This window comes from Paenibacillus sp. FSL E2-0190 (assembly GCF_037992965.1).
In the GTDB taxonomy this organism is placed as follows: domain Bacteria; phylum Bacillota; class Bacilli; order Paenibacillales; family Paenibacillaceae; genus Paenibacillus_AQ; species Paenibacillus_AQ odorifer.
This window is the reverse complement of sequence record NZ_CP150306.1, coordinates 5,805,371-5,819,819: the sequence shown is the minus strand read 5'-3', so window position 1 is coordinate 5,819,819 and position 14,449 is coordinate 5,805,371. Positions and strand designations below refer to the sequence as shown.

General features: G+C 47.1%; 15 protein-coding genes. 13 read left to right on the top strand and 2 right to left on the bottom strand.

Annotated features, from left to right (window positions below; genetic code table 11):
* Positions 1-146: 146 nt before the first annotated feature.
* From NST25_RS25565 to NST25_RS25550, 4 genes are all read left to right on the top strand, one after another.
* A complete protein-coding gene (locus NST25_RS25565) occupies positions 147-1,247 on the top strand; it encodes a DUF3880 domain-containing protein (protein ID WP_076098583.1) in 1,101 nt (366 codons plus the stop codon).
* Positions 1,248-1,301: 54 nt separating this feature from the next.
* The gene (locus tag NST25_RS25560) at positions 1,302-2,417 is read left to right on the top strand and encodes a glycosyltransferase (RefSeq protein WP_076134266.1); all 1,116 of its coding nucleotides are present in this window, start codon (positions 1,302-1,304) and stop codon (positions 2,415-2,417) included.
* 53 nt (positions 2,418-2,470) lie between these two features.
* Positions 2,471-2,650 (top strand): hypothetical protein, encoded by a 180-nt coding sequence (locus NST25_RS25555; protein ID WP_340392747.1) that lies wholly within the window; start codon positions 2,471-2,473, stop codon positions 2,648-2,650.
* Positions 2,651-2,811: 161 nt separating this feature from the next.
* Positions 2,812-4,284, top strand: a complete 1,473-nt coding sequence (locus NST25_RS25550; RefSeq protein ID WP_339188370.1) for a glycosyltransferase family 4 protein — start codon at positions 2,812-2,814, stop codon at positions 4,282-4,284.
* A gap of 309 nt (positions 4,285-4,593) precedes the next feature.
* Here NST25_RS25550 and NST25_RS25545 read toward each other — a convergent pair whose 3' ends face one another.
* Positions 4,594-4,956, bottom strand: coding sequence for a hypothetical protein (locus NST25_RS25545; protein WP_340392744.1), 363 nt, complete (start codon positions 4,954-4,956; stop codon positions 4,594-4,596).
* Between the two features lie 81 nt (positions 4,957-5,037).
* Here NST25_RS25545 and wecB point away from each other — a divergent pair, with 81 nt between their 5' ends.
* The 8 genes from wecB to NST25_RS25505 are packed head-to-tail and all read left to right on the top strand — an operon-like array spanning position 5,038 to position 11,996.
* Positions 5,038-6,132: a UDP-N-acetylglucosamine 2-epimerase (non-hydrolyzing) gene (gene wecB, locus NST25_RS25540; protein WP_076195127.1), complete on the top strand. Its 1,095-nt coding sequence runs from the start codon at positions 5,038-5,040 to the stop codon at positions 6,130-6,132.
* Positions 6,122-7,108, top strand: a complete 987-nt coding sequence (locus tag NST25_RS25535) for a polysaccharide biosynthesis protein (RefSeq protein ID WP_036679704.1) — start codon at positions 6,122-6,124, stop codon at positions 7,106-7,108. The genes wecB and NST25_RS25535 overlap by 11 nt, the downstream gene beginning before the upstream one ends.
* The gene (locus tag NST25_RS25530) at positions 7,105-7,944 is read left to right on the top strand and encodes an SDR family oxidoreductase (protein ID WP_076130430.1); all 840 of its coding nucleotides are present in this window, start codon (positions 7,105-7,107) and stop codon (positions 7,942-7,944) included. Before NST25_RS25535 ends, NST25_RS25530 begins: the two co-directional genes overlap by 4 nt.
* Positions 7,941-8,912, top strand: coding sequence for an NAD-dependent epimerase/dehydratase family protein (locus NST25_RS25525; protein WP_339188363.1), 972 nt, complete (start codon positions 7,941-7,943; stop codon positions 8,910-8,912). The genes NST25_RS25530 and NST25_RS25525 overlap by 4 nt, the downstream gene beginning before the upstream one ends.
* Positions 8,909-9,625, top strand: a complete 717-nt coding sequence (locus NST25_RS25520; RefSeq protein WP_076130428.1) for a glycosyltransferase — start codon at positions 8,909-8,911, stop codon at positions 9,623-9,625. The genes NST25_RS25525 and NST25_RS25520 overlap by 4 nt, the downstream gene beginning before the upstream one ends.
* A 5-nt stretch (positions 9,626-9,630) precedes the next feature.
* Positions 9,631-10,206, top strand: coding sequence for a class I SAM-dependent methyltransferase (locus tag NST25_RS25515; protein WP_076141519.1), 576 nt, complete (start codon positions 9,631-9,633; stop codon positions 10,204-10,206).
* A gap of 33 nt (positions 10,207-10,239) precedes the next feature.
* Positions 10,240-10,962 carry a glycosyltransferase gene (locus tag NST25_RS25510; RefSeq protein WP_339188359.1) on the top strand — a complete coding sequence of 241 codons (723 nt, stop codon included), beginning with the start codon at positions 10,240-10,242 and terminating at the stop codon, positions 10,960-10,962.
* Positions 10,959-11,996, top strand: a complete 1,038-nt coding sequence (locus tag NST25_RS25505) for a glycosyltransferase family 4 protein (RefSeq protein ID WP_339188356.1) — start codon at positions 10,959-10,961, stop codon at positions 11,994-11,996. The genes NST25_RS25510 and NST25_RS25505 overlap by 4 nt, the downstream gene beginning before the upstream one ends.
* Positions 11,997-12,072: 76 nt before the next feature.
* Here NST25_RS25505 and NST25_RS25500 read toward each other — a convergent pair whose 3' ends face one another.
* Positions 12,073-13,140 (bottom strand): glycosyltransferase family 4 protein, encoded by a 1,068-nt coding sequence (locus NST25_RS25500; protein ID WP_076219322.1) that lies wholly within the window; start codon positions 13,138-13,140, stop codon positions 12,073-12,075.
* 201 nt (positions 13,141-13,341) lie between these two features.
* On the opposite strand from NST25_RS25500, the gene NST25_RS25495 reads away from it, so the two are divergent.
* Complete coding sequence (locus NST25_RS25495; protein WP_076281923.1) at positions 13,342-14,376, top strand: YhcN/YlaJ family sporulation lipoprotein; 1,035 nt, start codon at positions 13,342-13,344, stop codon at positions 14,374-14,376.
* The last annotated feature ends 73 nt before the right edge of the window (positions 14,377-14,449 follow it).

The window sequence follows — 14,449 nt, the reverse complement described above, 5'->3', positions numbered from 1 at the left end:
GAGTGGATGAAATCTGACGGGGTTCGGGCAAGCCGGGCAAAAGACAGGGTACATCTGCCAATTTAGTTCTAGTAATGACAGATGTCCATGAGGCGAGTGCTGACTCCGCATATAGTTATACTGTCTTGAGAATACAACGGGGCAGGGTGAAGGCCGTGAAAGCAAAAAGGAGAAAACACAAGCGTCCGCGAGATTATCGCGACGGTTATCACGAAGGATATCGTCTCGGCATGTGTGAGGCTGTGCAGCGTCGGAGTACTGTAGAGGTCGAAGCCTGTCGGCCATTTAAGCTAATGTATGTTCCTCAAGGGTTCCATGCAATCGATACTGGGGTAATTGAGGCGCTTCAGCAGCTTGTAAGTGAGCTTGTGATAAGCACTCCAGAAACTATGCTGGAGACCGCGGCTCGGGAGATGCCCGGGGCAGTGCTGGTTATGAATGGACTGCATGTTTTTCCGGAAAATCATTTAGAACAGATTACAGAAATCAGAAAGCTGGGCATTCGGACTGCGATCTGGTTTGTGGATGATCCTTATTTTACAGAGGATACTTCAGTGATCTGCCGGCATTATGATCACGTCTTTACGCATGAGCTCGGTTGTGTGGAGTTTTATCAATCCTTTGGAGTTCCATCCGTTCATTATTTACCGCTTTGCGTCAATCCAAAGATGTTCTATCCGCGCCGTACGGCACCGCAGTATAAGTACGACATTGTGTTTATTGGCAATGCATTTCATAATCGGACAGCGCTGTTTGATGAACTTGCCCCCTATCTAAAGGATAAGAAGGTGCTGATCGCTGGCGGCTTCTGGGAACGGCTTGCGACTTATGACCAGCTTGCCCCTTTTATTAGCAATGGCTTTATCCCGCCTGAGGAAACTGCGAACTATTACAGTGGTGCAAAGCTAGTCATTAATATTCACCGTCCGTGGGAGGAGGGGCAGGATAACCGGAATAGCTTCCGTTTACCATCACGCTCTATCAACCCACGTACTTATGAGATCAGTGCCTGCGGTACTATGCAGCTTACGGATGTTCGTGAGGATCTGGGCAATTATTATCGGCCAGGTTATGACTTGGATACTTTTGGCTCTGCTAAGGAATTGCAGGAGAAGATTGAGTACTATCTGAAGCATGAAAAAGAGCGCCGAATTTACGCTTTACGGGGACTACAGACAACCATGCGGAACCATACATTCACTGCGCGTTTGCCTCATTTGCTGAATGTGATTGCTTCAAGTGTATGAAATCTATAACGGGATAAAGGAGCGAGGATGATGATAAACAACAATGAATTTATTATGCCTGCACCACCGCTACCACTGACACCTCCAGAGGAAGAAAAGCTTCGTGGTCGTCTGAGTGGTTTTAAGGGCGGATATGATGAGGGATATTTACGGGGACGGCTTGCGATTTTAGATGGTCGGCCAGAAGAAGTATTTCCTGTACGGAATATTCATGTAATGTATGTGGCTTCTGGTAAAGGATATCCCTACTCTCCATTAGACGATGCAGTCCTCTACGCGCTGCAAAAATTAACCACACAAGTCACGATAACAGATGTGCGTCAAAACTTAGTGGAGTTAGCCGCCGCTCAAAGACCGGATCTGGTACTTGTGCTGGATGGTATGGATTTACCGCTTGAGCAGATCTCCGTTCTTCGGGCTAGCGGGATTAAGACAGCCATTTGGCTTACAGATGATCCTTATTACACTGATTTTACAGTTAAAATTGTGGCGCATTACGATTTTGTGTTCACGCTTGAGCGTAATTGTATTGATTTTTATAAGGGACTTGGCTGCCCTGAAGTTCATTATCTTCCTTTTGCCGCTCACCGCGAGCATTACCGTCCAACTACAACACGTTCACCATTGAATCGCGAAGTTAGTTTTATTGGCTCTGCCTATTGGAACCGGGTTAATTTCTTCCGTGAGATTCTTCCGGATTTGATGAACTATAACACGGTGATTAACGGCATCTGGTGGGACCGTCTGCCTGAGGCGGCACTCTATGGAGATCGAATTGAGATTGGCAAGTGGATGTCACCACAGGAAACAGCGGTAGCTTACAGCGGATCCAAAATCGTCATTAACCTCCACCGCTCGCACATTGATGAAGTAGTGAACAACAATACGCTTTCGATTCCGGCGGTATCTCCTAATCCGCGTACTTTTGAAATCGCGGCTACGGGTACGCTGCAATTAGTGGATGCCAGAGATGATATGGGATCTTTCTACAAACCTGGGGAAGAAATTGAGACTTTTGCAAGCCCTCAAGAAATGATGGATAAAATCCGTTATTACCTGACTCATGAGGAAGAACGCCGTGCGATTGCCCTGCGCGCTTTTGAACGGACGCTTAAGGATCACACCTACACCAAACGTATACACCAGCTGTTAACAGTAATTTATGGCTAGGTCATATGCCCGGAAATGGAACGGAAATGTGCGCTTACCAGGGGACAGGTGTCGTGCCGGCATCTGTTTTTCCTCGATATACTGTAGAACCGAACCTCAGCTTATGCCTGTGGCCTGATGAAAAGAAGCAACGTCTGGAGCGGGCTTGTATAGCGGAGCGGAAGCGACTGGCTAGATTCGAGAGCAGAGTGGAAGTGAAGGGGGAAGCTCGGGAGCGAATTGAAATTGACTGACGAGATTCTAGAGCGAAGCGGAAGCGATGTTGCGAGTCACAGGAGCGACCATTTTCAAAGAGAGTTTTACTGCGAAGGATAGAAATTAGCGCAAAGTTTGTAAATTTTTTAAGGAGGTGAATGGCTGCTCCAGGCCCCTCGTTAGGGAGCGCCGAAACGCCATGGCTGACAAAGCTACAATCGTCCTCTTTTCACATGTATCCAATACACGCAGTATTACGGGAGCGGAGAAGCTATTGTTGTTTTTCGCTCAGGAGCTTTCTCCGTACTTTAATTGTATTCTCGTTGCGCCTCAGGACGGCAAGCTGACTTCTCAGGCTCGAAGCTGTGGAATAAGTGTACAGTTGCTTTCGATTCCTCTTTTATATGGAATGTACACTCCTTATGCAGGGTTGGAGGCAGATGCTCAGAAATTCCAGGAAAGCAGGGAGTATCACGAATTAACAGACTGGCTGAATTCCCTGCGCCCGGCGTTTGTTATTACAAGTACCTGTGTGCATGCTCTGCCAGCAATGGCTGCAAAGTCACTGGGCATTCCGGTGATATGGAAAATATCAGAGACGATAACAGACAATGAATATACACCTATTAGTGTAGGGCTGATTCATCGGAATAGTGATGAGATACTAGCTATTTCACAAACAGCTGCAGCTTGCTTTCCAGAGGACGTGAGAGCGGAAAAAGTGATCCAGCTGCCTCCCTCTTGGAATGATAAAGAGATGATGATTGAGGCTTGGAGCAAGCTTCGGAGCGAACGGCGGCGGGAATTGCGGGTTAAACCGCATGAACAGCTGATCGGTTATATTTCTTCTTTTATCAACAAAGAAAAAGGTCTAGAACATTTTGTGAAAATGGCTGTGCTTGTGCACGCGGTTCATCCAAGCTCGAAATTTGTTGTCATTGGGTCAGCTGGCGATAAAAGCTACTATGAGCGCTGTGTCCGCAAGGTGAAGCTTGAGGGACTGTACACCCGGTTTAAATTTGTTGGTTATGCTGAATGTCTTCCATCTGCCTATTGCGCCATGGATGTGCTAGTGGTTCCTAGTCTGATCCGCGAAGGCTTCGGTATGACTGCTTTGGAAGGAATGGCTTTTGGAAAGCCCGTGGTCGCTTACGACTCTGGGGGCTTGCGAGAAATTCTGCACGCAGCGGGCTGTGGCGAAAATCTCGTGCCAGCATCGGACATTTCCGCGCTGGCAGAAAGAGTCAACGTCATGCTGGCGCAGCCGGGATTAGCGTTGACTCTAGGCAGTCAAGCGCGGGAGCGCGTCGACGCCGTCTATGGTCCGGCGGCTTATCGGAGCCGCCTGCAGGGTCTTGCGGAGATGTGGAACCTCCGCTATTGCAGCGCACCTGCGGTGCACGAGGCTGACAGCGTGGTGGTGGTGGAACCACCTGCTGTCCAGCCTGATTTACCCGCAGCGTCGCCGGCTTTGCCGGCGCGAAGCAAGGGCCTGCCAAGCCGCGTCGCCCGCAAGCGGCGCGGCAAAGCCCGGGCGCGCCGGCGAAGCGGGCGTCCGTTGGTTTTGCGCCGCGTTGCTCGCAAGCGGCGTAAAGGTTCTGCCCGGCGGCGCAGCACCACCGGGGGCAAGCGCCGCCGGGCCCGCCGCGGTGGACGGCGGCGCGCGGCGTAAATGCCTCGATTGCAGCGAAGCGGCAAGCTAAGCGCAAAGAGAGGCATATATGCCCTCGAATGCGTCGAATTCGGCAAGCTGAGCGCAAAGAGAGGCATATTTGCCCTCGAATGCGTCGAATTCGGCAAGCTGAGCGCAAAGAGAGGCATATTTGCCCTAGATTTCGTCGAATTCAGCTAGCCGAGTGCAAAGAGAGGCATATTTGCCCTAGATTTCGTCGAATTCAGCTAGCTGAGTGCAAAGAGGGGCATATATGCCCTCGAATGCGTCGAATTCGGTAAGCTGAACGCAAAGAGAGGCATATCTGCCCTAGATTGCAGCGAAATTGGCAAGCTGAGCGCAAAGAGAGGCATATATGCCCTCGAATGCGTCGAATTCGGCTAACTGAGCACAAAGAGAGGCAAAAATGCCCTTCATTGATCTCAATCCAGCAACCAGAGCCAAATGAACGGTACATTTCCCGCAAAAAGAGCTCATTCCAGCAACCAGAGCCAAATGAACGGTATAAATCCCGCTAAATGAGCTCAATCCAGCAACCAGAGCCAAATGAACGGTACATTTCCCGCAAAAAGAGCTCATTCCAGCAATCTGAGCCCAATGAGCGGTATAAATCCCGCTAAATGAGCTCATTCCAGCAACTTGAGCTAAATGAACGGTACATTTCCCGCTCAATGAGCTCAATCCAGCAACCAGAGCACAGTCCGCTGACTGAGCCAAGTCAGACCATAATTAAACAGGCAGGGGAGTGAACTCATGAAGATCATGACGATTTTAGGCACGAGGCCTGAAATCATTCGCCTCAGTGTAATCATTCCGCTTCTCGACGAACATGCTGAGCGGCACATCCTGGTGCATACAGGCCAGAACTTCACCGCCAGTCTCAGCGGCATTTTCTTTGCTGAGCTGGGACTGCGGGCACCGGATTATGTGCTGCAGGATAAACAAGCAGGACTAGGCGGCCAGCTTGCCGCCATGTTCGGAGGGCTAGAAAGCATTTTACTAAAAGAACAGCCAGATCGCGTCTTGCTTCTGGGCGATACGAACAGCGCGTTATGCGCGATTTTGGCTGAACGTATGGGAATTCCGGTGGTGCATATGGAAGCGGGCAACCGCTGCTATGACCTCCAAGTACCAGAAGAGAAAAACCGCCGTGTCATCGACGCCGTTTCGACCATTAATATGCCTTATACGCAGCAGAGCAAAAGACATCTAATCAGCGAAGGTTTCCCTAGCAGGCGTATCGTGTTAACAGGAAATCCGATCCATGAGGTCATGACCCACTTTGAGCACAAAATCCAGACCAGCGACATTCTGGAGCAGCTGAAGCTTACCGCAGGACAGTATTTCCTAGTCACGGCCCACCGTGCTGAGAATGTAGATGATCCAGAGTCCCTTGTACAAATTATGTCGGGTCTTAACGCAGTGGCTGAGCATTTTGGAATTCGTTTAATATGCAGCATTCATCCTCGCACTCGCTCCAAACTTACCGAGCAATTTTCCCTTCCAATGAACCCACTAGTTGAATTTCATGAACCTTTCGGATTTTTTGATTTTGTCTACTTGGAACAGCACGCCTTATGTGCCATCACCGACAGCGGGACTGTACAGGAGGAATGCTGCTTGATGAAAGTGCCAACAGTTACGATTCGCAGAACGACGGAACGTCCAGAAACAGTGGATTGTGGCAGCAATGTAGTCTCAGGTGTAGATCAGAAAAGTATTCTGCGCAGCGTCAAGCTGATGACGGCGCTCAATCGGGATTGGGAGGCACCGGAAGGATACATGACTCCGGATGTTTCGGTCAAGGTAGTTAAATTCTTGCTTGGAGGGAACCTGCATGTTCAATAATAAAAGGATTGTGGTCACAGGCGGAACTGGTTCCTGGGGGCATGAGCTGATTAGGCAACTTCTGCCACAAAATCCTAAGGAAATCATCGTATTCTCCCGCAGTGAATCCGCTCAAGTGGCGATGAGCCGGGAGTTTGAAGATCAACGTCTCAGCTTTATCATTGGCGATATCCGTGACAAGGATGCGCTGATTGCAGCCTGCCGTGGCGTTGATTACATCTTTCATCTGGCGGCGCTCAAACATGTTCCAGTCTGTGAAGATCAGCCTTATGAAGCACTCAAAACCAATGTAGTGGGAACTCAAAATGTGATCGAAGCTGCCATTGTAAATGGCGTTGAGAAAGCAATTTACATCTCTACCGATAAGGCTGCGAACCCATCCAACTTCTATGGAATGACCAAAGCGATCGGGGAGAAATTGTTCGTTTATGCCAATCTGATTGGCTCAAACACCCGGTTCGTTACTGTACGCGGAGGTAATGTGCTCGGAACGAACGGCAGCGTAGTGCATTTGTTCATGAAGCAGATTAAAGATAAGGGTCAGGTACGCATTACGGATATGAAAATGACCCGCTTCTTTTTTACCCTACGCGATGCTATTACGTTATTATTTAAAGCTTCTGAGGTTAGCTTGGGTGGAGAAATCTTCGTCATGACTATGCCTACCTGCCGAATTATCGATCTTGCTGAGGTGCTGATTGAGGCTTCCGGAGAGTCCAATGTGAGTATTGTTGAGACCGGGATTCGTCCGGGGGAGAAAATCCACGAGATTCTGATGAGCGATTTCGAAAGCTTAACTACCGTTGTCTACGATGAACAGTATCTAGTAATTCTCCCTACGCTGAACATGCCGGAATTAAAGGCACATTATAGCGCTTATCCTCATGTCTCTTTCAATAGCTTCAGTTCAGAGACGAATCTGATGGATCGGGAAGAGATCAAAAGCATCTTGATCCGGGGAGGGTTCCTGCAATGAAGCTGCTTATCCTAGGTGGAAACGGTATGGCGGGGCATATGCTGGCGGATTATTTTCGCCGCCAGGGCAAGCATCACGTCTTCCATACAACCCGGGATAAGAGCGATCTTGGCGGGCTGTATGTAGATGCGAACGATATAGCCGGAGTTGAGAAGCTGGTCGATATCGTTTCCCCTCATTGCATTATCAATGCAATGGGGGTTCTCAATCAATTCGCGGAGCGTGACAAAATTGGGGCTTACCACGTGAATGGCTTTCTCCCTCATCACTTGTGGCGAAAGGCGGAGGATGTTCAGGCAAGGCTCATTCATATCAGTACCGACTGCGTGTTCGAAGGAACACGCGGAGGGTACACCGAAGAGGATGCTCCTGATGGAACCTCTGTATATGCAATTTCGAAAAGTCTCGGTGAGGTGCAAAAACCCGGGCATCTTACGATTCGCACTTCCATTATTGGTCCCGAAATCCGCTCAGGCGGTATTGGTCTGATGGATTGGTTCCTGGCGCAGAGTGGTAAAGTTTCAGGATACCGGCGGGTGATGTGGAACGGGGTCACAACGCTCCAATTAGCCAAAGCAGTGGATGTAATGCTGGATTCCCCCGTATCGGGGCTAATCCATTTAGCGCATCCAGAGCCGGTAAGTAAATATGAGCTGCTTCAGCATATTCAGGCGGCTTTTCATAAAGAAAATGTGGAGATCATCCCTGAGGATGAACATATTCAGGATCGTACACTAGTGAATACAAGAGCGGATGTCCTCTTGCCGCTGCCTTCATATCCTTTAATGCTGCAGGAACTGGCTGACTGGATGAAACAGTCAGAGATGTATTTATGACAGGTCAAAGACTTCTGATTACCGGAGCCGGTGGATTTACCGGGCAACATGCCGTTCGATTATTTTCGGCAGGAGGGGCTGAGGTTATCGCTGTATTGCGGCCGCAATCGACAGCTGCCTCCACTCTTTTTCCAGAAGGAGTAAAGATATATATTTGTGATTTAAGTGACCGGAAAGCAGTAGCTGAGATGATCAAGCAAACTACACCGGACGCTGTCCTTCATTTGGCTGGGAAGAACTCCGTACCCGAGTCATGGCTTAATCCCTTGCTTTATATGGAGACCAATGTGATGGCCACCTTATATTTACTGGAGGCCATGCGAAGCCTGCCGAGCAGTCGGATTCTAGTGGCTGGCTCCAGACTTAAGTTCAAACCGGGTATGGTGGCTGGGCCACCACACCCGTACAGTCTTAGCAAAACAATAGAAGAGCTGGTGTCCCTCGCTTGGGGCACCTTATTTAAACAGCCGGTTCTGCTGGCTGAGCCCTGTAATCTGATTGGTCCCGGTCCTTCCACCGGCTTCTGCTCTTTATTAGCACAGCACATTGTCCGAAGTGAAGGCCAGCCAGAAGAGGAAATACCTCCATTTAAGCTCTCTTCTCGTTATGCGCTGCGTGATTTTTTAGATGTAAGAGATGCCGTTAGAGCTTATGATTACATTTTGCGTAAAGGTACAAATGGAACCATCTATCGCATCGATTCGGGGAAGCAGCGGGAACTCGGGGAGATCGCGGAGCAGTTGCTCAGTCATTCTGTAGGTCCAGTGCCAATGGACTGGGGACCTGCAGATGCTGAACGGGCTATTTCAGAGATCGCAGCCACAGCGGATAAGAAGGTTCATTCAGAAGCATCAACCCCTGAGGCTGATGTGACTTCACTGGGCTGGCTTCCGGAAATTGGGCTTAACCAATCGTTAATGGATATTCTGAATTATTACCGAGTTAGCGGGGAGGGGAGGTTGTTATGAGACCGAAGGTTTCGGTAGTGATTCCTTTTTATAATTGTCCTTATATTGAGCACGCCCTGCAAAGTGCGTTCTCCCAGTCTTGGGAACCTTACGAAATCATTGTTGTCGATGACGGCTCGCATGCCCATAGCAATCTAATTACACCGTATCTTTCCCGAATTCATTATTTGGGCAAAGGCAATGGGGGAACCGCCTCCGCACTGAATCACGGCATATTGAATGCAACGGGTGACTATGTGGTCTGGCTTAGCTCGGATGATTTATTTTATCGGGATAAGATCAACAATCAGGTTCTGTTCATGGAGCAGAACCACTTGTTAATCTCCTATACCAACTTTAATTATATTAACGCTCAATCGCAGCTGGTTCAGCTGAATGCTGCGCCATTGTTTCCTAGTCACCTGGATTACTTACGTTGTTTTTTACACGGTAATCCCATTAATGGCTGTACAGTGATGTTTAAACGAGAGGTATTTGGAGCCATCGGGCTTTTTGATGAATCACTTCCTTACACCCATGATTATGACTTATGGTTCCGCGCCATTCTGAACGGATATCCACCGGTGATGTTGAATCAATCCCTCACAGCTTACCGGACGCATGAGGGCATGGGAACGATCAAATATTTTGATGTAATTATGGCAGAGGCAGCTGCGACCAATGCCCGCTACAAGAATTCGCTGCAGCACTTGATTTCTTCTATGGGGGGCTGAAGGTAATGTACCGGGAAATTGAAGTGAATGACTTTCTGCCAGTCTTACTGGAACAGTTGAAATTCTGCCAGAGTATTCTGGATATCGGCAGCGGCACCGGTACCCTGCTTGAACGATATGAAGCCGCAGTAGTGCTTGGATTAGAAATTCACAGGCCGTACCTGCTGCATCGTCAATATAAGTCACCTCATATTATTCCGGTACATGCAGATGCCAGTCATATGGATAAATTATTCCTCCCCAAAACATTTTCAGCGGTTACCTTTATTGATTCAATAGAGCACTTTAATAAAAATGAAGCGAAGACTCTGCTAGGGATGGCCGAAAGAATCGCCAATAACCGAGTAGTTGTATTTACCCCTCGGGGCTTTTTTCCACAGGAGGGTATGGATCATTATCATTTGCAGGGAGAGTATTTTCAAAAGCATCGGAGCGGATGGGAGCCGGAGGATTTTATTGCACTTGGGTATGAGGTAACGGTACTTAAAGGTTTCCATCATGCCCAAAACCCATCGTTTCGTGAAGCATTCGGGGAGGGCCATGCACCAGTAGATGCCCTGCTTGCTTGTAAAACAGTATAAAAGTTGAGCTCCGGGTGAAGGAGGTGAGCGCGTATGAGTGAAGAACCTAAAGTATCGGTGATCATCCCATTTTATAACTGTTCGTATGTGGATCTCGCCATCCAAAGTGTCTTGGATCAAAGCTATCCGAATATAGAACTTATTGTAGTCGATGACGGTTCTACCCTATGGCTGGAGAAGTTGGCCCCCTTCCGTGACAGAATCATTTATATACAAAAGAGTAATGGAGGGACGGCTTCTGCTTTGAACAAAGGGATAGAAGTGGCTACCGGAACGTATTTTGCCTGGCTCAGTGCAGATGATCAATTTCACCCGGATAAAATCAAAAACCAAATAGAAAAGCTCAAAAGTACGGGTACTTTGTTTAACTATACAGCTTATTATTATATAAATGAGCAGGGAGAACGGATCTCAGATACGGTAAGTATGCTTTTTAGCAGCAGAGCCCATTTTATTGAGACTATGATGTTGGGTTGTCCGGTGAATGGGAGTACAGTTCTTCTTCATATGGATATATTTCGTGCTGTAGGAACGTTCGATGAAATGTTGTTATATACTCAAGACTATGATTTATGGCTGCGTATTTTACCGCATTTTAGCTGGTCTTATATTGAGTATCCGCAGCTTGATTATCGAGTGCATCAAGAGATGGGCTCAGTGATTTATAGTGAGGCGCAGAAAAGAGAGATAGAACTGGTACAAGCAAAACATCATGGGGTTCTATCGCATCTGCTGCTAAAGGAGAGAGGGGAATGAAATTAATATTTCCTGTTCTAACTCTATCTAGGGGCGGAGCACAACGGATGCTGGCAGAACTGGCTAATCGTCTGTCAGAGATCGGTCATGAAATTACGATCCTCTTGCCCAGCGATGGTGTCGTTGAATACGAGATAAATTGTGAATTGCGTTATGCGGCAGATGGTGATTTGTCGGCCAGCGATTTTCCAGTGGGGGACGTGATTGTCTCCAACTTTTATACCACAGTCGAGGTATCGCAGCAGGCAAGTAATGAGGGAAAAGGGATTCATATTCGTTTAGCGCTTTGCTACGAGCCCACTTTTTTACCTGACAATAGCCGTTCTTTTGCATCCTATAGTTTAACCAGCAATCTGCTTGTACTATCCCGTTGGCAGCAAGAAATCGTCCAGATGAATCATGGGATTAAGGGGACAATCGTGCCCATTGGTGTGAATCCTGTTTTTAGAAATTTGAACATTCGTGAACCTGAAAATAAGCTTGTAGTTTCCGCGGTTATGCGAAAGCCAGAGGGTGGATTCTCAGGCCATCGTGAACAAGACTATTTGCTTGAACAGTTAAATCGGGTCAGAAGACTTCATCCAGAAGTTGAACTTTATTTGATCATTCCTCCTGGTGAATTTGCTGAGTCGACTACCCTGCAAACTTTATTAGCGGACGAACGATATCATATAAGGACTCCTGCAAATGATACTGAGCTTTGTTACCATTATAGTGAGAGCGATATTTTTGTAAGCTCAAGTACGTATGATACGGGATCGTTACCAGGCATCGAGGCTATGCGTTGTGGAGCAGCACTCGTTACTGTTTACTCCGGTGGGAATATGGAATATGGCAAGCATGGCCATAACTGCTTAATGTCCTACCGGTTTGAGAATCGGCTCGCGGATGATATCATAACCTTAATTAAAGACCCGGATTTACGCCAGCGGCTGGCTCGTAAGGGGGAGCAGGATTCACAGCATTTCACTTGGGAAAAAAGCACACAATTGTTTCAGAATGCACTGTTTGAGATCGTAGCGAGGAACTCTTAATAATATGTCCTTAAAATATAAAAAACCTTCAATACCACGTGAGAAGTGGCTTGAAGGTTTTTTTGCATGATATCGGTTAGAAGATGGCATAGGAATTCATCATTTCACGAAAAGATTGCGCATACTTCTCGGTTCCGAAGCGTGAGACCATATATCCTCTTCCTTGCTGGCGGAGACCCTCTCGCAGAGGAATATTGTTCATAAGCTCCAGTCCTTCGTTGACGGCAGTTGGAATATTGCCAAGCGGGTAAAATTTACCCGTGACATTATGAACAATAAAGGATCTGACACCATCGGAATCTGTACTAAGTACTGGACAAGTGCAGCAAATCGCTTCGGCAACAGCATATCCAAATCCTTCTGTAATGGAGGTAGCTAACAGGAATCCACCCGAATTAGCGATCGAGGAATAATAAATGGGCATTACATGATTAGGAATATTGGTAAAAGTACTTAGACGATCATTCAGCCCTAGGGCGTGTAGCTCCTCCTGAAAGGATTGTTTCTGATCCTCTGCGGCTAAATTAGGATCATGGAACATCCACAAATGAATATCTGGTTTATAAAGGCGAATTTCATGGGCGATTCTCAAATATTCCCGCCAATTTTTATTGCTCTCTAGCCGGCCTACCCAAGCGATAACCGGATTAGCGGGAGGTTCAGCAGGGATATGCTGAAAGGACTGGACATCAACAATATTCGGAATTACATAACGATGCAGCCAGGGACAGATTTCAATAAACAGCTCCAATAAATGATCGGTTGGCGGGATTAGTACTGCATTACAATAAGAACGTAAATAAGGGACGGCATCTCTGATCAGAGTTTCCGCATGACTGCGTTTTCCAAGGCCTTGAGATTCGTATATCATAATACCGCGGTAACCAAGTTCACGCAGACGTTTCAGTAATAAATAATCAGATGTAACAATAATGGCATCGTAATTATGGGTCTCCAGCAAATTTTTAATTTCTTCATCTGAAGATGAGACAAATACCGGAAAATTGGTCGTATTCTGGCCTGAACCCGGCATTAGATATAAAACATGGCATTCGATTCCACTTCGCTGGAGACTTTCACATCGCAGCTTATTTAATGTCTCCACCCCGCCACTCGGTACATAAAACGTAAATAGAACTTTCATGCACAAGCCTCCTGACTTTTGCGGAGTAATACCGACTTGTTGAGATATGGCTTACTGTTTATAAGATACGCCGATCTGCACTCGCGGGTGACGGTCAAAGCGGCATAGTTCCAAATCCTTTCAGGATAGCTTGTTCTTCAGAAGGTCATCCTAACGATCGTACACTGCACACATACAACATTAGAGATGGAGGATGAATTCATGTTGCGATCCAAGATCAGTATGTCAGTCTCAGCTGCATTGCTTCTCGGCTTGGTGAGTATTACAGGGTGTGGAACCAATACGGCAGAAAAATCGAATGTGCAAACCAATAGTGTCCGGGGAGTAAATGATGGGCGTATTGGTGTGAATTCCGTACGCGGTGGCACGCATAACATCACTAAGATGGAAGTTAGTCAGGAGCTTGCAGACCGGATTGCTGCAATGCCTGAAGTCCGCTCAGCGAATGTAATGCTTGCAGGAAAAAGCGCGTATGTAGCAGTAACTTTAAATGATGCAACTGCTGGCCTGCGTGCCAAAGGGACTCCATCGTATCGGGCAAAATCCTCAACCACTCCTCACAATTACGGCCCGACTGGCGTAATGTCTGGTACAGGAAGAGTGAAAATTGGCCGTGATGGAATGAATGATACTGGAGCCGTAACCAATGGTATGAACGGAGCCTTAAAAGGTACTGTAAATACAGTTCCTGGTACAACAAGTACTGGACCGGCAACCAGAAATGGAATCAATGGCATGGGGAATTTGGGAGCGGATATGTTGGGAACAGGAACAGGTACAGGTACTATGGGAACAGGTACGACAAGAAACCATACTTATAATAATGGTCCTCTTCTGAACAGCAATGGCTCGAAACATGATGTAGATATGGGGATGGGAAAAGGTATGGGAACTGGAATGGGAATGGGCATGCGCAGTACCACTCCTAGTACCCATGATACGAATTACAGAAGTAATTCGACGCATATGTACAACACCAATAGCACGAATAACACAAATAACACCATAAATACAAGAGAAACAGAAACAGTTACCAAAGCAATTAAAGATAAAATTGCTGCAGAAGTTAAAAAACATGATGCGAGAATTAAGGATGTATACGTATCAGCAAATCCTGACTTCGTGGAACGCGCCAATGTTTATGCTGAAGAGGCTCGTGCCGGTCATCCGATAAAAGGATTTGTGGATGAATTCCGTACCATGGTTGAACGAATTTTCCCAACACGTAATTATTAATGATTTTGTGATCTAAATAAAAAAGCAACAATCTCACCATCTGGAGAGAATTGTTGCTTTTTTGTTTGGAGCT

Coding starts and splice junctions, on each gene's coding strand:
- NST25_RS25535 (WP_036679704.1), top strand. CDS start 6,122: ATGTTCAATAATAAAAGGATTGTGGTCACAGGCGGAACTGGTTCCTGG.
- wecB (WP_076195127.1), top strand. CDS start 5,038: ATGAAGATCATGACGATTTTAGGCACGAGGCCTGAAATCATTCGCCTC.
- NST25_RS25550 (WP_339188370.1), top strand. CDS start 2,812: ATGGCTGACAAAGCTACAATCGTCCTCTTTTCACATGTATCCAATACA.
- NST25_RS25495 (WP_076281923.1), top strand. CDS start 13,342: ATGTTGCGATCCAAGATCAGTATGTCAGTCTCAGCTGCATTGCTTCTC.
- NST25_RS25500 (WP_076219322.1), bottom strand. CDS start 13,140: ATGAAAGTTCTATTTACGTTTTATGTACCGAGTGGCGGGGTGGAGACA.
- NST25_RS25520 (WP_076130428.1), top strand. CDS start 8,909: ATGAGACCGAAGGTTTCGGTAGTGATTCCTTTTTATAATTGTCCTTAT.
- NST25_RS25515 (WP_076141519.1), top strand. CDS start 9,631: ATGTACCGGGAAATTGAAGTGAATGACTTTCTGCCAGTCTTACTGGAA.
- NST25_RS25525 (WP_339188363.1), top strand. CDS start 7,941: ATGACAGGTCAAAGACTTCTGATTACCGGAGCCGGTGGATTTACCGGG.
- NST25_RS25505 (WP_339188356.1), top strand. CDS start 10,959: ATGAAATTAATATTTCCTGTTCTAACTCTATCTAGGGGCGGAGCACAA.
- NST25_RS25510 (WP_339188359.1), top strand. CDS start 10,240: ATGAGTGAAGAACCTAAAGTATCGGTGATCATCCCATTTTATAACTGT.
- NST25_RS25560 (WP_076134266.1), top strand. CDS start 1,302: ATGCCTGCACCACCGCTACCACTGACACCTCCAGAGGAAGAAAAGCTT.
- NST25_RS25530 (WP_076130430.1), top strand. CDS start 7,105: ATGAAGCTGCTTATCCTAGGTGGAAACGGTATGGCGGGGCATATGCTG.